The sequence below is a fragment of the Methylobacterium sp. C1 genome (assembly GCF_001854385.1).
GTDB classification, from domain to species: Bacteria; Pseudomonadota; Alphaproteobacteria; order Rhizobiales; family Beijerinckiaceae; genus Methylobacterium; species Methylobacterium radiotolerans.
On record NZ_CP017640.1, the window covers coordinates 5,722,638 to 5,743,295 of the forward strand.

Sequence of the window (20,658 nt, forward strand, 5' to 3'; positions counted from 1 at the left end):
CGGCGATCCCGCATCGGTCCGCGCACCCGGGATGTCGGCAGATCGCAGCCTACGCGGGTCGGCACGACCCGGGTTGAGCACGACACCCCGGGCTGCGGCATGCCGTCCGGACGCGGCCCGCGACCGCGCCGGTGGGGGCGACCAAGGACGTCACTCAAAATCGCGTGCGGGACCGCCGGGCCGGCCGTCGTCGCGGGCGAAGGTCGCCACCGACGGGTCCCGCGATCGATTCCCGAGCGCATACCGTTCGCGTCCCTCCGGGGCGTCCGATGATGGATCGAGACGCCGACCGGATCGATGGCCAACCCCCGCCGTGCCGGGACCAACTCAAAGCATAGACGCCATTCCTTGAGATAGGGCGCGATAAGACGCTAAAGACCGTCTTATTGCGCCGTCCAGCCGCCATCTACCGGTATGTTGGCGCCCGTGATCTGGCTCGCCGCGTCCGAGCAGAGGAACACCGCGAGTGCCGCAATCTGGTCCACGGTCACGAACTGCTTGGTGGGCTGGGCATGCAGCAGCACGTCGTTGATAACCTGATCCTTGGTCAATCCTCGCGCCTTCATGGTGTCCGGGATCTGGCTCTCGACCAGCGGTGTCCAAACGTAGCCCGGCGAGATGCAGTTGACGTTGATGCCATAAGCGGCCGTCTCCAGCGCCGCGGTCTTGGTCAGGCCTGCGATGCCGTGCTTGGCCGAGACATAGGCCGACTTGTAGGGTGAGGCGACCAACGAGTGCGCCGAAGCGGTGTTGATGATCCGACCCCACTTTCTGGCTTTCATCAGCGGTATCGCATGATGCATGGCGTAGAAGGCCGATGATAGGTTGATCGCGATGATCTGCTCCCACTTCGCGGCGGGGAATTCCTCGATCGGCGAGACGAACTGGATGCCGGCATTGTTCACCAGGACGTCGACCGAGCCGAAGCTATCATCAGCCAGCTTGATCATGCCGGCGATGTCCTCCGGCTTTGTCATGTCGGCCGCCGAGTACAGCACCTTGACGCCGTATTCGTTTTCCAAGGCGGCGCGCTCGCGCTCGATGTCCGCTGGCTGACCGAAGCCGTTGATGACGACGTTTGCGCCCTCAGCGGCAAAGCCCTTGGCGATGGCCAACCCAATCCCGCTCGTCGAACCCGTGACGATCGCGCTCTTGGACTTCAAAACCATGACAGCCTCCAATCGGCTCGTTAGGCGAGATAATCGTGCAGCACCTGTCCGAACGGCAGCGTGAAGTCGACGATCATGTGTCGCGCGCCGACGATGCGGCGGACCGGGAGGTCGGCGACGCGGCAGTTCACGTGCGGGATTAGATCGAGGCGACCCTCGCCATCCCAGGCGCCGTGCACGTGGATGTCTTCCAGCCTGTAGCCCACCAGTTGCGCGACCTTCGGCGAGCCGTCGACATCCGGCAGGAGCTTGAGGTTCACGTTGAGCTTCTTGAGGCCCTGCTTCACGCCGTCGAGGTCGTGGCAGAGGCTCTTGTGCTTGTAGGTCATGGTGCCCATCGCGACGCGCTCCTCGTCGTAGTAGAGCGTGCCGGTGAGCGTATCTTTGCGAAGGTCGAGGCGCGGCTGCCCCCACTTCTTCGGAAAGCCCCAGATCTCCCGACCCGCGGTGATCGGCGGCTCATCGTCGAGGTACATCTGGATCGAGAAGTTGCAGGGCTCGCCGTCGTAGAAGGCGTGAGCGGCCGATCCGCTCTCCTGGTAGTCGCCGAAGCCCGAGGAATCGGGCATCTTCATCCACTCGTAGAAGACCAAATTGTCCGGATGCGGCTCCAGCGGCTCCGGAAGCGCGCGCCGTAGAGCGTCGCGATCGGTTTCGTAATTGATGATCAGATACTCACGGCGGACGAAGCGGTAGGGACCGCGAGGATAGCTCGGACTGAAGACCGGCATCGAGGATTGGGACAGGATCTCTTCGCGGTTCATGAGCCTATGCTCCGGCTGAGGACCTAATCGCGCGCGTCGCGCGTGAGATCGAAGACGGCGACGCCGTGATCCGTGTAGCGGCGCTCGCGCCATTTGGAGTGCCGCAGCGAGCGCAGCACGTCGTTCCGTCCGGCGGTCCAATGCTCCAGCATCGTGGCGCGGGAGAACTCGTAGTCCTTGGTATTCCCCTCGTAGGTCTTGCGCCGGTAGATCAGCTGCATGACCGTCAGGTAGTTCGCATGCGCGACCTGCCGGAGGAAGGCGACGCTCTCGTCGCCGGCGAGTTCGGGCGGCAGCTTCTCCAGCAGGTTGCGGAAGGCGAGCTTCGCCTTGCGGATCTCGACGTTCTTGTCGGTGTTGAGCCGCGTTCGGCTCGAGTACCGGATGTCCTTCTCGCGCTCGGCCGCCTCGACGAGCGTCCGCGGCATCATCCCGTGCGCGGCGAACAGATCGACTTGGAACACCACGAGGTCGCGCTGCCGCTCGCATTCGAGCACGTAGTCGAGCGGCGTGTTCGAGACCAGGCCACCGTCCCAGTACGACTCTCCGTCGATCTCGACCGGCGGGAAGCCGGGCGGCAGCGCGCCGGAGGCCATGACGTGCTCGGGGCCGATGCGATCGCGCCGACTGTCGAAGTAGACGAAGTTGCCGCTGCGCACGTTGACCGCGCCGACGCTGAGCCGGATCTCGCCGTGGTTGATGCGATCGAAGTCGACTAGCCGCTCCAGCGTGCCCTTGAGCGACGCGGTGTCGTAGAGGCTGAGGGCCTCCGGCGCGCCGGGCGGGTACAGGAAGGCGGGCGGCACGCGCGGCGTGAAGAACCCGGGCACGCCGAAGCTCGCGACCATGTTGGCGGAGAGCTCGTTGAAGGCGATGCGCGCCTGCTCGCCGGGTATCCAGGGTGAGCCCGTGACGCCGGACGAGACCTGCTGCCAGAACTGCCGGAGGCGCTCGACGCGATGCTTCGGTTCGTTACCGGCGATCAGGGCAGCGTTGATCGCGCCGATCGAGATGCCGGCGATCCAGTCGAGGCCGATGCCACCCTCGTCCAACGCCTCGTACACGCCAGCCTGGTAGGAACCGAGTGCGCCGCCTCCCTGCAGGACGAGAACGCCTGTCTCACCGGCATCGAAGGCGGACAACATCGACCTCGTTGCGTCGTTTGGGATGCCTCACCCTTTTATGGGATTGATGACGCGGGGATGACACCGTCGTTCGACGATCGCCTGTATCGCGCCGGCGAAGTGCGTGTTGCGTGCAACGGGGCAAGGGTGCTCGATCGGAGGTGGGACGTTTTCATGGCCCCCGATCTCTGACCGAGGCCGAAGGATCGACCCGCGTCTCCCATCGAACCACGCTCGCTCGCATCCGTGCCGCGATCGAACCTGCCGTCCGCCAGCCGCCGCCGGGCTCGGCGGTGTATCATCGCATCAGCCTCGGCCGCGGCCGAAGATCATACCCGACCGCGACGCGGTTATCGCTGCGCAGTCGGCGGCCGATCGCGATTCGTGATCGGCTTCCGGTCTGGCGGCCGCGGGTCGCAACCTTCGACGGGATCAGGCCGCGGCCGGTCCGGGATTCCGTCCGATCGCCCGCAAGGTGGCCTGCCGTGCGAGCGTGGCAAGGAGATCCGTCTGGGTGATCACCCCCAGGATCAACCTGTCGACCGATACGACGACGATCGCGTGGGTCCGGCCGTCCGTCAGCGTCCCGACCAGTCCAACCGCCGGATCGTTCCTTCCCGCCGTCTTCGCGCCCACGACCGCGTCGGCGACGCGCGACGCACCCCGCTTCGCGAGTTCCCGAAGCCCGACCGTACCCAGAAGCCGACCCTCCCCGTCGACCACGGGCAGGGTCCTGATGTTGCGGTCGAGCAGGACCGCCGTAGCCTGTTCGATCGTCGCGCCTTCCGCGATCGTGACGACGTCGCGGGACATCACGTCCTCGCACGCGAGCCCGCGGTGGGCGTGGACGAGCGCCTGCAACTCGACCTGCCGGAGCAGGCGGTCGAGATCGGTCCGGTCGATGTCCAGCGTCTCGTTCATCGCCGTCAGCGCCGCGTCGACGTCCTCATCCCGGAAGCCGACGCGCAGCGCGGCCGGGAGGTCGGATGTCCCGTGGTCGTTGACCGGTCGCTCGACGGGAGCATGGGGGTAGCTGCGGCCCGAGAGCTTGTGGAAGGCGACGCCCAACGTCACGAGGATCACCGAGTTCACGCAGACCGGGAACAGCGGGAACAGAAACCCCGCGGACGTCGCGGCGTGACCTCCGATCAGCGCCGTCAGGGCCGCCGCCCCCCCGGGCGGGTGTAGCGAGCGGGTCACCGACATGGCGGCGATGGCGAGCGCAACGCCGACACCGATCGCCACGATCGGGTCCGGAACGAATCGAGCGGCGATCACGCCCATGAAGGCCGAGATCGTATTTCCGCCGATGACGGACCAGGGCTGGGCAAGGGGGCTCGCGGGAACGGCGAAGAGCAGGACCGCCGACGCCCCCATGGGTGCGACGATCAACGGGATGTGCACCCCTTCCCCGAAAGCCCAGCCGCAGACGAGACCCGTGAGCGCGATGCCGATCAGCGCGCCCAGACAGGCGACGAGCCGTTCCCGGAGGGTGGCTCCCGCGAGGATGGGCCTGAAGATGCGAAAGCCGAAGACGCGACCGGTGCCGACGGTCGAACCCTTCTGGTCGGTCATGTGGGAACCATCCTGACGCGTGCGAGGGATCTGCAGGGCACGGATTTCCGTCGCCACCCCCATCATCGCCGCGCCGCACTGCGCGTGGTGGCGGTGTCGCGACGTCGACGGATCGTCAAAGCGCAGGCAAACTCTGCGCATCCTTCGCGTTTCGAAGGACAAGGTATCGACTATTGCGCCACGCCGGGGGAACGCGCCTCGGGATTTCTCGGCTCAACACGCCAATCATACGACAGGAACCTCTTTGTCCCCGCTCCACGGAGGGCGTCGGGATCCACGTCGGCGGGATCACTCAGGGCGTCGAGGCCGTCCCATCGGCAGGAATGGCTCGGCGCGGGTACGACCTTCGGGGCGGAAGTCGATCGCTTGAAACGGTGGGGCTGGGCAGTTGTCAGGCCGTTCGATCCGCGGAGCACCGACGTGGGATCCTCGGCCGTGGCGGTCGGCGAGGGGAGCCGATCCAACCTGTCTTGGTCTCCGACTGGCTTCGCGGATCGAGCAAAGCGACCTCGCTTCCCAAAAAAAGACCGCTCCGGGAGGAGCGGTCTAAAGTCTTGGGAGGAAACGCCCTGGTTGGGCTGCGGGATCACGACGCCATCGCGATCTCGCAGATGCACATTTAACTGCCGCGATGCACAATTCAAATCCGGAAACGAAACAAAATCCGCTTCGCGTTATCCCGGAGAACTGCATGGATGCCGAGATCGAAGTGTTCGGCACGCCCGGATGACGATGTCTGAACGCCGTACGGCGATGGTTTCGCCGCGCCGGCGAGCCTTCGCAGGCGAACGCCACGGCCAAGGCAGGTGCCCGGAGGCAGCAGGATGCGAAGGCCCTCGGCGAGGGTCGTCGCCTCAGGTTCCCTCCATCGTGAATCCGACCTTGAGCGTGACCTGGTAATGGCTGAGCTTCCCGTTCTCGATGTGGCCACGCGTTTCGAGCACCTCGAACCATCGGAGATTGCGTATCGTCTGACTGGCGCGGCTGACGGCGCCCTGAATGGCGTCCTCGATCGAGTTCGGGGATGAGCCGACGAGCTCGACGACCTTGTAGATGTGATCGGACATGTGGTTCTCCTTGCTTACAGGACGCGTCGATGCGGGTTTGAGGGGCAACTGATCCGGGCGTCCGTCCGGCGCACATCCTCCCGAACGGGCTGCGGCGTCCACGCCACCCGTCAGTTCGTCGGCAGGGCGACGAGCCCTGCCATGATCCGATTCCTCTCGGGCTCCAGGAACGGCGGCAGCGACAGCCGTTCGCCTAACGACTCGGCCACCTCGTCGGTCGCGAAGCCCGGACCATCGGTGGCGATCTCGAACAGGATGCCGTTCGGCTCGCTGAAATACAGGCTCCGGAAGTAGTAGCGATCGACCGGACCCGAATTCGGCACGCCCCATACGGCGAGCTTGTCCGCCCAGGCGTGATACTGCGCCTCGGTCGGCGTACGGAGCGCCAAGTGGTGGACGCCGCCCGCACCCGGTCGCGCGGGCGCCAGATCCGGCCGCACCGCCACGTGCAGCTCCCCGGCGGCCCCCCCGGAGTCCATCTCGAACACATGCAATGCCCCGGACGGGGTCGTCTCCTCGCGGCGGCGGCGCATGCCCAGCACGTTGCACAGGACGAAGCTCGTTCCAGCCAGCGAGGGCACGCAGAGTTCGACGGGTCCGAGCCCGCGGATCTGGTACTCGGCCGGGACTGCGCTGCGTTCCCAGGAATGGCCCTCGCCCACGCCGCCGTCGTCGACGAGCGCAAGTCTCTGGCCTTCCGGATCCTCGAAGTCCAGGACGGCCCGACCGCCCCGCTCGACGACCCCCCCGTGCCCGATGCCCAGCTCGCGCAGGCGGCCCGCCCACCAATCAAGTGCGTTCGCGCCGCCGACACGGAAGCTGGTGCGGCCGACGCTGTTCGCGCCCCGGCGCTCCCGCTCGACCGGCCAGTCGAAGAACGTGATGTCGCTGCCGGGGGAGCCTTGCCCGTCGCCGTAGAACAGATGGTATGCGGAGACGTCGTCCTGGTTGACGGTCTTCTTGACCAGGCGGAGACCCAAGGCGCCCGTGTAGAAGGCGTGGTTGCAGCGCGCGTCGGCCGTGACGGCCGTGACGTGGTGGATGCCTGTGAGGTGCATGGCGTGGGTCCAGGAAAGGCCGGAGGGTGGATCAGGTCCGGTCGAGCCAGGCCCTCGCCTTGGCGATATCGGCCTGGGAGAGGCCGTGTCCGACCGGCAGGACCTGGTGGTCGACCGCGGCGCCGGCCCCAGCGAGCATCGACGCGAGTTGGGCGGCGTTTCGCGTCGGTACGATGGGATCGGCGGCACCCGAGAGCAGCAGCACCGGCTTCCCGGCGAGGTCGGCGGCGGGCGCCGCGTTGAGCGGCACCATGGCGCGCAGAAGCACCGCGCCGGCCAGCACTCGCGGACGGAGCAGCAGGATAGCGGCGGCGATGTTCGCCCCGTTCGAGAACCCGACCGCGATGGGTGCCGCGAGTCCGTATGATTCGCGCGCCGCGCTGACGAAGTCGGCAAGTTCCTCGGCGCGGCGACATACGTCCGCCTCGTCGAAGACGCCCTCGGCCAGGCGTCGAAAGAAGCGGGGCATCCCGTTCTCCAGGACGGGGCCGCGCGGCGAGAGCAGCGCGGCCCCGTCCGACAACGCCTCCCCCAGCGGGAGCAGGTCATTCTCGTCGCCGCCCGTCCCGTGCAGGAGCAGGAGTGGCGCCCGACCCGGAACGGTCGCCGGCCGATGGCGATGGACGTGGGAGAGCTGGCTGTCGGTCATGGCGCGCACCGGATGGCGGCACCGACCGCAGCCGGTGCAGGGGGTGTGACACGGCGTGGGGGCGGCCGCGCGAGAAGGGGCTCAGATGCCCAGGTCCGGAAGGACGGCCTCGATCTCCTCGCGCCGCGGCTCGTACTGCGCGGGCAGCTTCAGGGCCCGCCCCAAGGCGGGCGACGGCTCGTCGACGAGGAAGCCCGGGATATCGGTAGCGATCTCGAACAGCACGCCGCCGGGCTCGCGGAAGTAGAGGGACCGGAAGTAGTTGCGATCCCTCTGGTCGGTCGTCTGGATGCGGTGACCCTCGAGGAGCCTGCGGCCCATCCCCAGCGCGTCCGCGTCGTCGGCGGCGCGGAAGGCCACGTGATGGACCGAGCCGGCGCCCGGCGTGCCGGGCTCGGCGCCGGGTTCCGCGACCAGGTCGACGAACCCTCCCGGGACCGCATCCGCTTCGAAACGCCGGGCGGGGCCGTCGCTCCCGGCCTCCGCGAAGCCGAACACGTCGGCGAGTATCGCACCGGTGGATGCGCTGTCGCGCAGGAGGAGGCGGAGCGAATGGAAGCCTCGTATGGCCCGCTCGGCAGCCACGCCGCCGGTCCAAGCCGGATCCGCCTCGATGCCAGCGACACCGACGAGCGCAAGGCGCATGCCGTCCGGATCACGGAAGGGTAGTACCTCCTCGCCGAAGCGTTCCTCGACCGGATCGTGCGCGACGTCGCACTCGGCGAAGCGACGCCGCCAATCGTGGATCGAGCCCGCGGGCACCCGGAACGCGGTCTCCTGGGTCTCGCCGACCCCGAGCCGGCCCTGGGCGGCCCCCGCCCAGGGGAAGAACGTCAGGATCGTACCGGGGGAGCCGACCTCGTCGCCGTAGTAGAGATGGTATGTGCCCGGATCGTCGAAGTTGACGGTCCGCTTCACCAACCGCAGGCCGAGGACGGTGGTATAGAAGTCGACGTTGCGCCGCGCGGGTCCGGAGATGGCGGTGACGTGATGGATCCCGTTGACGGGCATGGCTGCTTCCCCCTTCCGATGCGGCGGGATCAAGCGGTGAGCTTGGCGGCGGTCCGGGCGACGTGGCCGCCGAGATGGCGGGCGCCGTCGAGTTCGCTCGCGCTGGGGTGACGCGATCCGTCGCCACCGGCGATGGTGGTGGCGCCGTAGGGGGTGCCCCCGGTGATCTCGTCGAGCCGCATCTGGCCCTGGAACGAGTAGGGCAGACCGACGACCACCATGCCCAAGTGCATGAGGTTCGTGATGATCGAGAACAGGGTGGTCTCCTGGCCGCCGTGTTGGGTCGCGGTGGAGGTGAAGGCGGCGCCGACCTTGCCGTTGAGGGCGCCCTTGGCCCACAGTCCGCCTGTGCGGTCGAGGAAGGCCGCCATCTGCGAGGTCATGCGACCGTAGCGGGTTCCGGTGCCGACGACGATGGCATCGTACCCGGGCAGCTCGTCGACGGTGGCGACCGGCGCGGCTTGGTCGAGCTTGTAATGGCTGTTCCGGGCCACGTCCTCGGGGACCGTCTCCGGCACCCGCTTGACCACCGCCTCGGCTCCCTCGGTCCGGGCGCCCTCGGCGATCGCGTTCGCCATCGACTCGGTATGGCCATAGCTCGAGTAATACAGGACCAGGACCTTGGGCATCGGGCTCGCTCCATCGTCGCACGGACGCCGTCCCTACGGCGGCCCGGCGGGGGGTTAAGGGCGCCCTCGCGCGGCGCCGATCGAATCCTCGGAAACTCGTCGCCTCACTCGACGTGCGGCATCAGGCGCCCACCATCGACGGGCCCTCGACGGACCCGAGGCGCCTGAGCGTCCTCTCGAGCGACATGGGGACCACGTCGATGTCCGGATGCGGGTGCGCGAGGGCGAGCGTGACGGGCATGCCCACGGTCAAGGCCATCAGACGGGCCCGGCCTTCGTCGGACAGGATGCAACGCACCTGATCCTGCTCGATCCGCACTTCGACGTCCCCGAAGCAAAGCTGGCCGGCCTGGACGCGGGCCCGGTAGCGACCGCGGGGCGGTAGCAGGCGGTCGTCGGACCCGAGCCCGAGGTCGCCGTCGGTCCGTCGGTACATGGTTCCGCCCAGGCGGAACGGGCGGCCAAGCAGGCACGCCGCCTCTTCGAGCTGGCCGACCCGAACGAGCCCCCGGATCCGGGTCGACGAGACTGGTTGGCCCCCATCGTTGCGGATCGGCACGGCTTCGCTCGTGAGCCCGTACCGGGCCCCCTCGCTCTCGAGGATTTCCAACGTACCGGACCGCGCCCTGCCGAAATGGAAATCCTGCCCGGTCACGATGACCGACGCGCCCAGGGTCTCGACGAGCCATCGCCTGATGAATTCCCGCGGCGGCAAGGCCGCCATCGCCCCGTCGAACGGTAGCGCGATCGCTTCGTCCACGCCGCAGGCTCGCAGCAGGTGGAGCCTCTCCGGGACGCCGGTCAGAAGGAATGCCGGGCGATTTCGGTCGAAGTACCGTACGGGGTGCGGCGAGAAGGTGACCGCGATCGCGGGGCGCCCCAGGGAGCGCGCCAGCTCGACGGCGTGGCCGACGACGGCCTGGTGCCCGAGGTGAACGCCATCGAAGTTGCCGAGCGCCGCGACGGCGCCGCGCAGCTCCCGCGGCAAGGGAAATGCCGTTTCCATGATCCTACGCCCTCGCCCCCGTGAGTTCGCGGGCCGGGGTCGCGACGGGTGGATCGCCCGCGGTCGACTTGAGCCCGAAATCGTAGTGCAGGCGGCCCCAAGGCCGGTCCATCCGTTTGCCGTCCGGCGCGGTGCCGGCGTCGTGATGCGCGACTCGGGTCACGAGGCTGGTCTTCACGTCGAACACCGTATCGCTCTCGAGATACGGGCTGCCGTCGAGGAAGATGTGGGTGACGAGCGTCTCGTGGCCCGGATGCGAGATCATGAAATGGACGTGGGCGGGGCGATAGGGGTGCCGACCGGTCGCCCCGAGCATCTCGCCGACGGGACCGTCCTCCGGGATGGGATAGTGGCTCGGCACGACCGACCAGAAGGCGAAGCGACCCTGCTCGTCGGCTACGAGCCGAGCGCGTAGCCCGAGCTTCCCGCCACCGAGCTGGATGTCGTAGTGGCCGTCGCCGTCGCATTGCCAGACATCGACCAGCGCGCCGGGGATCGGTTCGCCCGCCGCGGTCAATACCCGTCCGTCGCAGTACATCGGCTTGCCGGTCATCCCCTCCGCGATGTCGGCGCCGAGTGGGTATCCCGGAGGGTTGTCGACGTAGAAGGGGCCGAGCACGGTCGTGTCGGTTGCGCCGATCGGCATGCGATGGTTGATCAGGTCCACGAGGACGCTGACCCCGAGGGTATCGGAAAGGAGGATGAATTCCTGGCGTCGATCGTCGCAGATCTGGCCTGTGCGCGTCAGGAACCGGATTGCGGCCATCCATTCGGCGGTCGTGGGTTCGACCTCCCTCACGAAGCCGTGCAGGTGGGTCACGAGGCTCTGCATCAACTGCTTCAGGCGTGCGTCGCCCGTCGATCCGAAGCTTTCGAGGACAGCATCCGTGATCGTGGACTCAGTTATGTCGCGCATGGTCCTGTCCCTAAAAGTCTATTCTTGCGGATCGGCCCCGTGATAGGCGCGCGTGAGCAGTTTCCGGATCCCGTCCTCCGTGAGATCCGCAGGATTGGGATACCGGTTCTCGAGCGCGGCGCGGCTCGCGACGGCGATGCCCTCCTCCGGCATTCCGAGTTCGGCGAGCGAGAGCGGTGCGTCCAGCGCCTGCAGCAGCCGCCTCAGGCTGCGGATCGGGTCGAGGGTGTCGAGAGCCGACGCCAGATGCCGCATCGCCTCCGGCGCGGCGGCCGCGTTGTACGCGAGCGTATAGGGCAGCAGAACGCAGTGGAGCTCTGCGTGGGGCAGGTCGAAGTGGCCGCCCAACGTATGGGCGAGTTTATGGTGCAGTGCCATGTCCGACGTGCCCAGGCAGACCCCGCAGCACCACGCGCCGAGCAGCGCGTCCGACCGCGCACGTTCGTCCTCCGGCCGCCGATGGATCCTCGGCAGCGCGGTGAAGAGGGCCTTGATGCCGAGCACGGCCACGGCTTGGATCAGCGGGTTTCGGTTCCGCGCGTAGAGCGCTTCCGCGGCATGGGCGATGGCGTTCACGCCGGAGGTGACCGACAGGCCGACCGGCAGTTCGAACGTGAGGTTGGGATCGTAGATGATCGTCTCGGGCTGGACCTTGGAGCTGCGCTGCGTGACTTTGCGGCCCTCGCGCGTCTCGCCCAGGATGGGGGTCGCCTCGGAGCCCGCATAGGTCGTCGGAACCGCGATCTGAGGAAGGTCGGTCCGCAGCGCGAGGGCCTTGCCGAGCCCGATGGTCGAACCGCCGCCGATCGCGACGAGGCAATCGGCGCCGCGGTCGCGGGCTACGACGAGCGCCTCTTCGGTCACGTCGACGGGCGTGTGCATCGTCGCGGTCGAGAGCAGGCCCACCTGGCTGTCGCCGATCAGGTCGGCGGCCTCGGTGCCGAGCTCGACCTGTTGGGGCGTGGTGAGGACCAGCGCGCGCTTGCATCCGAGCCGCTCGATCTCGGCGGGTAGCCTGGCGAGGGTTCCGGGCCCGAACAGGACGCGCGATGGCAGGAGGTCCAGGTCGAAGGGTAGCATGGCGCGCTCGCGTCGATGGCGTCCGGGATGGTCCGTCCCGGAGCGGCGGGGAGGGTGCCGGGGCCTCGGCCCCGGCACCCGGTCTCTCACTCGGCCGCGACCGAGCCCGGCACGTCGTCGCCGATGTAGCCGGCGCGGACGTCCTGCGCCCTGGCGTAGCCCGGCTGATAGCGGACGCTCGCGTAGTTCGACTTCATCTCGGCCTCGCGGGCCCGCTTGCCGAGATCCTTCGTGTCGCCGAAGCCGAGCACGTCGCGGGCGAGCTGGGTCAGCGGGCCGTCGACCTGGTACTCGGTGCGCTGCATCGTCAGGAGGTTGACGAGATACAGCGGCGTGCCGTTGAACTTCTCGAACATCTCGTGGCGCAGGCCCCACTCGGTCAGGAAGCGCTCGGAGATCTGACGGAAGATCTTGATGCGGTCGTAGGCGCTGATCTCGGCGCCGCGCAGCGCCTCCTGCAGCTTCGGACCAATGTACGGATCATCGAGCTCCTTCTTGGTCGGCTGGATGACCGCGCCGCGGCCGCAGAAGTCGATCAGCAAGTTCACCATGTCGTGCTGGTGCTCGAGGTAGTGGGCCCGGCCGAAATCGATGTAGATGTTGTTCGGCTTGAACAGGCCGCCCGGCGTCGCGAAGCCTGTTTCCTCCGCCGCGATCATGAAGGCGCGGCACGTCTCGCGGAAGCGGATCAGCTGTGCGAGCTGTGACTGCACGATCGGGTTGCTGGCGGTCCCGAGCGACTGCGTGAGCAGCAGCCCGAGGCCGACCATCAGCTCCGCGTGGACGCAGTGACGGATCTGGGTCTCGAGGTGGACCCAGTCGAACTGGCGCTGCGGGTACCACTTGGCGTGCTCGGGGTTCCCGACGTGCTGGACCTGGGCCCACGGGATGAACACGTCGTCGAAGTAGGCCATCGAGTCGAGTTCGTCGCCGATCGTCGCGAGGGGACGGTCGTAGGGATCCGCGTCCGGCTCGGCGCGCGACTTGCGGGCGACGATGACGACGCCCTCGGTGGCGATCGGTACGAGCGCGTAGACGGTCTGCTCCGACGTCTGGCCCGGACGCCACAGGTTGCCGATCAGCAGGTGGTTGACGAAGGGAACCGAGGTGCCGATCGCCTTCCAGCCGCGCACGACGATTCCGTCCTCGCGCTCCTCGACGACGCTCAGCATCGGCGTCTCGGACATCGCGTCCTCGCGGCCGCGGTCGTACTGGACGTCGAGGAACATCGGCGAGATGGCGTAGTCGTTGGAGGTGACCTCCTCCCACTGGCGCTGGATGTTCCCCTTCAGGTCGGGCTTCACCGTCTTGAAGCGGGAACCCTCGGTCCAGGGATCCTGGTCATCGACCTGAGCGAGCATGACGACGTTCATGCCGGCCGGCGGACGGGTGAAGATGCCGCCCTTGAAATGCCGGCACAGGAATTCTGTGTACTTGCGCCGCTTGATCACGTCCTCCTTCGACTTCGGCAGGAACCAGTGCATGGACTGACGCTTGCCGCTATCGTCGACGAAGGTGCAGATATCCTCATTTTCGGGCTTGAGATGAAGGTCGTAGTACTCCGCAATGGCGTTGGCGTAGCCTTTGGTCATCGGGTGCGCTGTCACGTCCTCGATGATTTCGCCGCCGACATAGACCTTGCGGCCATCCCGCAGGGATTCGAGATACTGCTGTCCCGTACGCATGTTTTCCTCTCCTTCAGTGGGTGTTGATCTGACGCTTGAAAGTTTCCGCGTCCCAGTAGTCCTCACTGCGCACGATCCTGCCGTTCTCGATCTTCAGGATCTGAACGCCGCGAAGTGAGATGGCTTGGCCTTTGCCCGGCGTATTGCCGAGATCCGCCTGCAGATGGCCGGTGAGCAGGTAGGTGGTCGCCACGGTCGAGGCGGAGATCACCTGATCCGCGATCGACCACTTGGCATCCGGGAACCAAGTCAGGAATAGAGCCAGGCCGGCGACGATCGCGTCGCGACCGGACTTCGGCTTCCCGAACGCGACGTCCTCGTGGGTGGCGTCCGGGGCGTAGAGGCCCCGGACGCCTTCGGTGTCGTGGGCCGCGTAAGCGGCGTAGAAAGCGCGGGCGATCTCCTCGCTCATGCGTTCGCTGCCCGGAGCGCCGTCGGCTCCTCGATCAGGACCCCGTGGTGGTAGCGGCCCTGTCCGTACAGGAGCGGCACGACCGGCTGTTCCGACAGCACGGCGTTGACCCGCGCGATGGCGACCAAGTGGGTCCCCACCACGAACGCGTCGGTGAGCGCGCAATCGAAGGTCGCCAGCGAGTCCTTGATGACAGGCGCCGTCATGGGAAACGGTAACAGGTCGGCGGCGATGACATGGTCGTTGAGGAACTTGCTTTCACCTTGCGTCGCGCAGAGCTGCGACACGTGTTGCTGGCCCTTGCTCAGCAGGTTCACCCCGAAGTGCTTCTCCCGCCGGATGTCCTTGGCCGTCGTCGTCTCGCTGTTCACGCAGACGAGAAGCGTGGGCGGATCCATGCAGACCGGCGTGAAGGCGCTCACGGTCATGCCCCACGGTCGGCCCTCGTGGAGCGTCGTGATCACCGTGACGCCGGAGATCACTTTCCTCATCGCGCCTCGGAAGGCGCTCGCGCTGTCGTTGGCGACCACTCGTGCCGTACGAGCATACCCCGAGTCCGAAGTATTCACATCAACCCTCCCATTCACTTCGCCGTAGCGGAGCGGACCTGCCGGTTCGGATGGCTTTCCGGAGCAAGCTATTCTGCTCGGCAGCTCGTTCTCAGGCGGTTGTCGGACGCTATGTCTCGGGTTAGGATGCGTCAAATCGATAATAAACATCCCTTCTATTGATGCGATTTGTATATCGCGGCCGGGAGAACTGCTTCGCCGCGGGAAGCGGAAGCCGGGCACGGAAAGTGCTGGACACGTTCGGACGGGAGGGTCGGCCCTTGAACCTGAGGTCGGTGGACCTGAATCTGCTGGTTATCCTGGACGCGCTCTTGGCGGAGCAGAACGTCAGCCGTGCGGGAGAGCGCCTTGGCCTCACCCAATCCGCGACGAGCGCCGCGCTTTCGCGATTGCGTCTGTTGTTCGACGACCCTCTCCTGACTCCCGTCGGCCGCAGGATGGAGCTGACGGCCAAGGCGGAGTCGCTGATCCAGCCGCTGCGCGACGCGCTGGCGGCGATCGAGGGGGCGCTCGCTCACGACCGTCCCTTCGACCCCTCCGCCGATGCGAGGACGTTCTCGATCTCGGCTTCGGACTACGCGATCCTGATCCTGCTGGCGCCCCTCGTGCGGGTGTTGTCGGTGGAGTCGCCCAACATCACGATCCACCTGCTGCCGAGGACGAGCGATGCGGCGGGGACCCTGCGAACCGGAAAGGCCGACATCGTCATCGAGCCGCGGGCCCTCTTCGGCGACACGGACTATCCCAACCAGAAGCTCTTCGTGGATCGCTGGGTCTGTGCCGTGGACCGGCAGGTCGGCCGGTCCGGCAGCATGAGCAAGGAACAGTTCCTGAAGCTTCCGCACCTCATCTATTCGATCGGCCCGGACAAGCAATTGAATACAGCCGACATGGAGCTCGTCCAGGCCGGCGTCACGCGCCGGGTTGAGGTCACCATCGAGAGTTTTCTGCTGGCACCGTTCCTGATCCAGGGGACCAACCTGGTGAGCCTCGTGTTGGAACGCGCCGTCAGGACCCTGTCCGGCCTCGAGTCCATCGTCATCGTCGAGCCCCCGTATCCCCTGAACGAGCTGGAGGAGATGATGTACTGGCATCCGCGCTACACGAGCGATCCGGCGCACGTCTGGCTGCGCCAGCGCATCGCCGCGATCGCAGGAAGCCTCGGCTAGCCCGCGCCTTAAGCCGCCGGTCGGGATTCCGCGGCTGCGGGGGCCGGATCCGATGGGCGCCGTTCACGCGGGGATCCACGGTCCCGCGGCCTTCGCGGCTCCCGGGTCGACCCAGCGGACGCGATGGTCGGGGTGAGGCGAATGAGAGCCGCCAGCCTCGGTCCGTCGACCGCCTCCCGCGACGGCCGAGGTCCGCCTCGACGAAACGGCCCTCCCGCCCGGCGACCGACATGAATGGCCCTCCCGGACAAGATGTAGATCGGCTTCGACGCGGACGCTTCCCACGAATCGAGATAGTCCATGGTGTCGCTGTGAAGACTGGAAAAGATGAGAAAGTCTCAATCGGCGCCGACCGGAACGCCGACCCAGATCAAAAATCATTGTTTCTTTGAGGATGTTGGCGTCTCCCGTGTGAGGGTCCCGCTTCAAAGCCAATCTTCAGACACGGGCACATCGCCCGAGAGGCTACTTAGGACCGCTTCCCAAGCCTACCTCTCAGTCCCGCCCTCGAATGGGGCCGAGCAGAACGCCGTCATTGGACGACCCCGAACGCCCGGCGGCCGGACGGGACGGCTGGATCGCGACCCGTGGCATCCGCTGCCTTCAGGCAGGCCTCGACGCCATCGCGCAGCGAGGAGACGTAGAAGTCTGCGCCAACCTCGCGGCCGATGGCGGCGTCGGTCAGCACCTTCTCCCCCACCGGCCGCAGGCCCACCAGCACTGGGATGCCGGGAGCGCGGCGCTTCAAGCGCTTAAGCAGCGGGGCGGAGGGCCGCACCTACGAGGAGGCGGCGACCCTGCTCGGGTGCCAGGTTGGGACGGTGAAGAGCCGCGTGAGCCGCGCGCGCGCGCAATCCTGGTCGATCAGCTCGGGTTGGACCAGGGCTTCCGGACGGCTTGAGCCAGGGTCAGCCGACCGCCTTCCTCGTCGGTCGGGGACGTCAGCGACCTTCCCCTCCGAGCACAAGCCGAAGGGAGCGGGCGAGCTCGTCACAGCGGTAGGGATTGTGCCGCACCGGTGGCTCGCCGAGGCCGATGACCTGTCCCTCATCAAGGCTGGAGACGTAGCCCGAGGTGAGCAGCACCTTGATGGCCGGGCGCAGCCGTTGCGCCTCCAGCGCGAGTTGCGAGTCGTTCATGCCGCCGGGCACGACCACATTTTGGTTCTCTCGCTCCAACTCGACCTCGGCCAGAACCGTCCCCGGGAGCGCGCCGGCATAGTCGTCCGCCACCCAGGTGAGACCGCATGGGGCACGAAGGGCCGGTTCCGCTCGATCACGCAGGTGGCGCAGACCATCGTCGGCATGGTTTTCGCATCGGCGATGAGCGGGCGAGGCCGGCCTGCGCACCCTTCACCGTCAGCCACGTCCACTCGTCCTCGAGACGCACCCGCACCTTGCCGCCCGTGAACTGGGCGACGAAGCCGTCGGTCATACGCCGCTCACTGACGACACCGGCGCGCCAACCCTCGTGGCCACCAGGAACTTGCGTTCGATCTCGAACCGCATCGGGCCTCCTCGTGGGAGGCGGAAGCGTGCGCTCACCTGCGGTCTAGCGCGGTCCGGGGCTCCGGTCAGCCTTTCCGCTGGACCTCCGAGTAGTACATCGTGTTCTCCCGCCGGTCGAACATGCCATACTGCCGGATGATCCGCACGGCCCGGCGACGGACCGTCTCGGCGCCTTCCACGGCACCGGGCCGGAACGGCTCGGCATGTTCCGGCTCCGCCCAGGACCCGAGGACCAGAACCTTCCCCGAGTTGTAGATCGAGTCGTAGACGTTGATCTCGTTGAGGCCCGTCGCCGCGCGGTCGAGCCCTATGGCGCCGAGTAGAGCGTCGTCGTCCTTTGGCAGGTCCCGCCTCTTCTCGGGAACGAGCTCGACGATGGTGCAGAGCTTCGACTTACCCACCTCCGTGGTGTCGAACCGCTCCTCGCGCAGCGGGAGCGGCGGGTGGGTGTCCTGCGTGATCTCGCCGACCCGGAGGTGATAGTCCGAGAAGACCTCGAACCGCCCCTTCTCCTGAATGACGTGGTGCTTGGCCTGCGTGCGCCAGCGGATGACCGACTTCTCGTCGCGCCAGGTCGAGAGCGAGAGCACCCAGCCCGGGTGAAGGCGGCTCTCGAAGCGCTCGTTGTCGATGAACCCGTCAATCGTCTCGATCTCCGGCTTCAGCTCTTTGGCGTAGCCGAGATACTCGTCCTTCTTGCCCTCGCCGGGATGGACCTCGAAGATCACCGAGAACATGGCTTCCTCCCGTGTTGATGCCTCAAGCTGCTGGTTCGTCCCGCAGGAACGCGACCGATTCCTGCCAGAGGGCCGTCCGATTCGCCTCCAGGTGCAGGAGGTGTGTGCCGCGGCCAATCTTGACGTCCCGCTTCTCGGGTGACTGCGCGAAGGCGTCGAACAGCCAACGTGCGTCGGCGTCCGTCGCGAGCCCGTCCCATTCCCCCCGGATGAGGCAGACCGGAGCCCTGACGAGCCCCGGGTCGTAGGGCAGCTCGCCGTGCCAGGCCCGCAGGATCTCGACGAAGGGTCCGGTGGGAACCTTGACCCCGGCCGGCTCACGGCCATGGCTCTCCGGGTCGCTGTTGAGATACCGTTCTGCCCAGCGGTCGAACTCGACCGGGGACAGGACCGGCGGCTCGCCCGGCGGGACGTCCTCGACGAAGCGGTCCTGTTGGGCCTGGGCGGTAATGATCCGCCAGGCCGGCCCGTCCGGCCTCGGCAGGTAGCGGGGCGGGTCGCGCCGGCTGATCGGCCCGAACAGGACGAGGCGGCCGACGAGTTCGGGGCGACGCCCGGCGAGGAGACCCGCCACGGCTGTTCCCCAGGAATGGGCGACGAGGCTGACCCGTTCGGAGCCCGCGCATTCCCGGACGAACGTCACCGCCGCTTCGAGCTGGCCGGCGGCGTCCTCCGCGAGCAGCAGCGGCCCCGCGTTCTCGGCGGCCTCGTGCATCGCCGGGTACCGGTCGGATCCGCCGAAGCCCACGAAGTCGAGCGCCCAGACGTCGAACCCGGCCCGGACCAGCGCGTCCCGCCACGACCCGTTCTCGAACCTGTGCGCGACCGAGAGCGCCGACGGGAAGGTGGCGCCGTGCACGTACAGGACCGGCCGCCCGTGTCCCGAGACCGGCGTGAGCCGGCGCAGGAACAGCGACAGGCCGGGATGCGGGCTGTCGATGCGGTGATGCGCCTCTCGCGCGTCCATCTTATCGAGCGTCATGGATCGCTCCTCAGGCCGCAGACCGCGCCTCGGCGTAGCCGTGACGCTGGATGAAGGACCGCTCGATGACGAGCACGGCCCCGCTCTCGGCGAGGGCGGCGGCGTTGCGTTGATGGTTTGGGTCCGCGGCCAGGTCCGCGCGGTAGCGCTCGTAGTCGGCGAGGGTGTCAAACTCGATGAGCCCGTATCCGACGTTCGTCGGACCGCCGAAGTCGGTCGGCAGGTAGTAGCCAACGACGCGCCCACCACAGTCCCGGATGACCGGCGTCTCGTCCTCGACGTAGGTGCGGAATGCCGCGAGGCGGTTCGGGTCTATCGTGTAGCGGAGGATGAGCGTGTGCATGGGCGATCTCCTCTGGTATCCGCCGTCAGGTGAGGTCCGAGGCGGCGATGTGTTGGGCTCGAGAGCTTCAGCTCCGACCGAAGCGTCGGGAGTAGCGGTCGGCGCCTCGCCCGGAGACGGGCCGGTCGGCGTGCTCGGCAGGTCCTCCGACTGTCCTGCGGCCGCTCGATAGGCGGCGACGCTGACGGCGCGAATGGGTCCCGGTGGCTCCCTGGGCCCGTATCGGGCGACGGGACGCCCACTTGGCCATGCCGCCGCTGCTCGGAACATGGCGCATCCGATCCCGATGGTCAGCCCCGAACACTTCGGTCTCGGTCGAAGCGTTCGGGCGTGCGGCGCGGTGTCGAGCGGACTATGATCGCGCCATGACGAACGCCACTGTCCTGGCCGGGACCGCCGCCCGGATCGGCGACCCTGCGCGTGCCAACATCCTCACCGCGCTCCTCGACGGGTGCGCGCTGACCGCGACTGAGCTCGCCCACACGGCCGGCATCAGCGCCCAGGCCGCGAGCGGGCACTTGGCCAAGCTCGTCGACGGGCGGCTGCTCAGCGTGGCTCGACAGGGGCGCCACCGCTACTTCCGGCTCGTCTCGCGCGAGGTCGCCGGGATGCTGGAGGGCATCATGGTGGTGGCCGCCGTCGACCCCGATCTGGACCGGACACGTGCCACGCCGCGGGTCGACCCGGCGCTGAAGGAAGCGCGCACCTGCTACGACCACCTCGCCGGTCGCCTCGGCGTCGCCATTGCCGAGACTTTAGTGGCGCGCGACCTGATCGTCTTGGGCCAAGCTGGGGGCGAGCCGACCGAGGCGGGCCGGACATGGCTCGATCGATTTGGCATCCCGGGCGAGCGGGCCGAGCGGAGTCGGCGTCCCTTTTGCAGGCCGTGCCTGGACTGGAGCGAGCGGAGGCCGCACCTTGCGGGTCGACCGGGCCCCGCCCTCTGCCGACGCTGCGAGGATCTCGGATGGATCGAGCGGATCCGCGGCGACCGCACCATCACGGTGACCGAAGCAGGCCGGCGCGGCTTGGAGGATGCGTTCGGCTACCGCGCCGACCAGGATTTGCGAGGCCACATCTGACCCGACTGTTGTCGGGCGCGAAGGCGCTGCCGAAACTCTAGGTTGGCGACAATGATCGCCTCAAAGGTGGCCTCCCGCACTCGATCCTGGGGTTCTATAGCGGCGCGTTCGACATGACGAGGG

The 20,658-nt window shown here is 67.5% G+C and carries 21 protein-coding genes and 3 pseudogenes; 3 read left to right on the plus strand and 21 right to left on the minus strand.

What is annotated here, in order from left to right:
* Window positions 1-383 precede the first annotated feature (383 nt).
* The 15 genes from BKE41_RS26305 to BKE41_RS26375 all read right to left on the minus strand — a co-directional run bounded on the left by BKE41_RS26305 (window position 384) and on the right by BKE41_RS26375 (window position 14,636).
* Entirely contained in the window at window positions 384-1,169 is a 786-nt protein-coding gene (locus tag BKE41_RS26305; RefSeq protein WP_071000325.1) for a 3-hydroxybutyrate dehydrogenase, read from the minus strand.
* A 20-nt stretch (window positions 1,170-1,189) separates the two neighbouring features.
* Window positions 1,190-1,933, minus strand: coding sequence for an acetoacetate decarboxylase (locus tag BKE41_RS26310; protein WP_071000326.1), 744 nt, complete (start codon window positions 1,931-1,933; stop codon window positions 1,190-1,192).
* Between the two features lie 23 nt (window positions 1,934-1,956).
* Entirely contained in the window at window positions 1,957-3,078 is a 1,122-nt protein-coding gene (locus BKE41_RS26315) for a patatin-like phospholipase family protein (RefSeq protein ID WP_071000327.1), read from the minus strand.
* Between the two features lie 411 nt (window positions 3,079-3,489).
* Complete coding sequence (locus tag BKE41_RS26320; protein ID WP_107645322.1) at window positions 3,490-4,632, minus strand: HPP family protein; 1,143 nt, start codon at window positions 4,630-4,632, stop codon at window positions 3,490-3,492.
* Between the two features lie 854 nt (window positions 4,633-5,486).
* Window positions 5,487-5,699 carry a dodecin gene (locus BKE41_RS26325; RefSeq protein ID WP_071000328.1) on the minus strand — a complete coding sequence of 71 codons (213 nt, stop codon included), beginning with the start codon at window positions 5,697-5,699 and terminating at the stop codon, window positions 5,487-5,489.
* Window positions 5,700-5,809: 110 nt separating this feature from the next.
* Window positions 5,810-6,757 carry a ring-cleaving dioxygenase gene (locus BKE41_RS26330; protein ID WP_071000329.1) on the minus strand — a complete coding sequence of 316 codons (948 nt, stop codon included), beginning with the start codon at window positions 6,755-6,757 and terminating at the stop codon, window positions 5,810-5,812.
* Between the two features lie 31 nt (window positions 6,758-6,788).
* Window positions 6,789-7,406 (minus strand): alpha/beta hydrolase, encoded by a 618-nt coding sequence (locus tag BKE41_RS26335; RefSeq protein ID WP_071000330.1) that lies wholly within the window; start codon window positions 7,404-7,406, stop codon window positions 6,789-6,791.
* 81 nt (window positions 7,407-7,487) lie between these two features.
* Entirely contained in the window at window positions 7,488-8,417 is a 930-nt protein-coding gene (locus BKE41_RS26340; RefSeq protein ID WP_071000331.1) for a ring-cleaving dioxygenase, read from the minus strand.
* 29 nt (window positions 8,418-8,446) lie between these two features.
* The gene (wrbA, locus tag BKE41_RS26345) at window positions 8,447-9,046 is read right to left on the minus strand and encodes an NAD(P)H:quinone oxidoreductase (protein ID WP_071000332.1); all 600 of its coding nucleotides are present in this window, start codon (window positions 9,044-9,046) and stop codon (window positions 8,447-8,449) included.
* Window positions 9,047-9,167: 121 nt separating this feature from the next.
* Window positions 9,168-10,052: a hypothetical protein gene (locus BKE41_RS26350; protein WP_071000333.1), complete on the minus strand. Its 885-nt coding sequence runs from the start codon at window positions 10,050-10,052 to the stop codon at window positions 9,168-9,170.
* 4 nt (window positions 10,053-10,056) lie between these two features.
* Window positions 10,057-10,968, minus strand: a complete 912-nt coding sequence (locus BKE41_RS26355) for an intradiol ring-cleavage dioxygenase (RefSeq protein ID WP_071000334.1) — start codon at window positions 10,966-10,968, stop codon at window positions 10,057-10,059.
* Window positions 10,969-10,986: 18 nt separating this feature from the next.
* Window positions 10,987-12,048 carry a maleylacetate reductase gene (locus BKE41_RS26360; protein WP_071000335.1) on the minus strand — a complete coding sequence of 354 codons (1,062 nt, stop codon included), beginning with the start codon at window positions 12,046-12,048 and terminating at the stop codon, window positions 10,987-10,989.
* 86 nt (window positions 12,049-12,134) lie between these two features.
* The gene (locus BKE41_RS26365; RefSeq protein ID WP_071000336.1) at window positions 12,135-13,733 is read right to left on the minus strand and encodes a 4-hydroxyphenylacetate 3-hydroxylase N-terminal domain-containing protein; all 1,599 of its coding nucleotides are present in this window, start codon (window positions 13,731-13,733) and stop codon (window positions 12,135-12,137) included.
* 13 nt (window positions 13,734-13,746) lie between these two features.
* Window positions 13,747-14,145 (minus strand): ester cyclase, encoded by a 399-nt coding sequence (locus BKE41_RS30590; RefSeq protein ID WP_083374434.1) that lies wholly within the window; start codon window positions 14,143-14,145, stop codon window positions 13,747-13,749.
* Window positions 14,142-14,636, minus strand: coding sequence for a flavin reductase family protein (locus BKE41_RS26375; RefSeq protein WP_159392789.1), 495 nt, complete (start codon window positions 14,634-14,636; stop codon window positions 14,142-14,144). The genes BKE41_RS30590 and BKE41_RS26375 overlap by 4 nt, the downstream gene beginning before the upstream one ends.
* A gap of 338 nt (window positions 14,637-14,974) precedes the next feature.
* Here BKE41_RS26375 and BKE41_RS26380 point away from each other — a divergent pair, with 338 nt between their 5' ends.
* Entirely contained in the window at window positions 14,975-15,883 is a 909-nt protein-coding gene (locus BKE41_RS26380) for a LysR family transcriptional regulator (RefSeq protein ID WP_071000338.1), read from the plus strand.
* Window positions 15,884-16,415: 532 nt separating this feature from the next.
* Here BKE41_RS26380 and BKE41_RS30940 read toward each other — a convergent pair.
* Window positions 16,416-16,643 (minus strand): annotated as a pseudogene (locus tag BKE41_RS30940) (AI-2E family transporter); the annotation flags it as partial.
* A gap of 1 nt (window position 16,644) precedes the next feature.
* Between BKE41_RS30940 and BKE41_RS32305 the strand changes: the two are divergent.
* Window positions 16,645-16,737 (plus strand): annotated as a pseudogene (locus BKE41_RS32305) (sigma factor-like helix-turn-helix DNA-binding protein); the annotation flags it as partial.
* Window positions 16,738-16,824: 87 nt separating this feature from the next.
* On the opposite strand, the pseudogene BKE41_RS31805 reads toward BKE41_RS32305, so the two are convergent.
* The 5 genes and pseudogenes from BKE41_RS31805 to BKE41_RS31365 all read right to left on the minus strand — a co-directional run.
* A pseudogene (locus tag BKE41_RS31805) lies at window positions 16,825-17,043 on the minus strand (PAS domain-containing sensor histidine kinase); the annotation flags it as partial.
* A 115-nt stretch (window positions 17,044-17,158) separates the two neighbouring features.
* Window positions 17,159-17,317 (minus strand): hypothetical protein, encoded by a 159-nt coding sequence (locus BKE41_RS31810; protein ID WP_199825814.1) that lies wholly within the window; start codon window positions 17,315-17,317, stop codon window positions 17,159-17,161.
* Between the two features lie 139 nt (window positions 17,318-17,456).
* Window positions 17,457-18,128 (minus strand): antibiotic biosynthesis monooxygenase, encoded by a 672-nt coding sequence (locus tag BKE41_RS26395; RefSeq protein WP_071000341.1) that lies wholly within the window; start codon window positions 18,126-18,128, stop codon window positions 17,457-17,459.
* Between the two features lie 22 nt (window positions 18,129-18,150).
* The gene (locus BKE41_RS26400; RefSeq protein WP_071000342.1) at window positions 18,151-19,110 is read right to left on the minus strand and encodes an alpha/beta hydrolase; all 960 of its coding nucleotides are present in this window, start codon (window positions 19,108-19,110) and stop codon (window positions 18,151-18,153) included.
* Between the two features lie 10 nt (window positions 19,111-19,120).
* The gene (locus BKE41_RS31365) at window positions 19,121-19,453 is read right to left on the minus strand and encodes an NIPSNAP family protein (RefSeq protein WP_071000343.1); all 333 of its coding nucleotides are present in this window, start codon (window positions 19,451-19,453) and stop codon (window positions 19,121-19,123) included.
* A 365-nt stretch (window positions 19,454-19,818) separates the two neighbouring features.
* Between BKE41_RS31365 and BKE41_RS26410 the strand changes: the two genes are divergently transcribed.
* On the plus strand, window positions 19,819-20,535 hold the full coding sequence (locus tag BKE41_RS26410; RefSeq protein ID WP_071000344.1) for a winged helix-turn-helix domain-containing protein: 717 nt from the start codon (window positions 19,819-19,821) through the stop codon (window positions 20,533-20,535).
* Window positions 20,536-20,658: the final 123 nt, after the last annotated feature.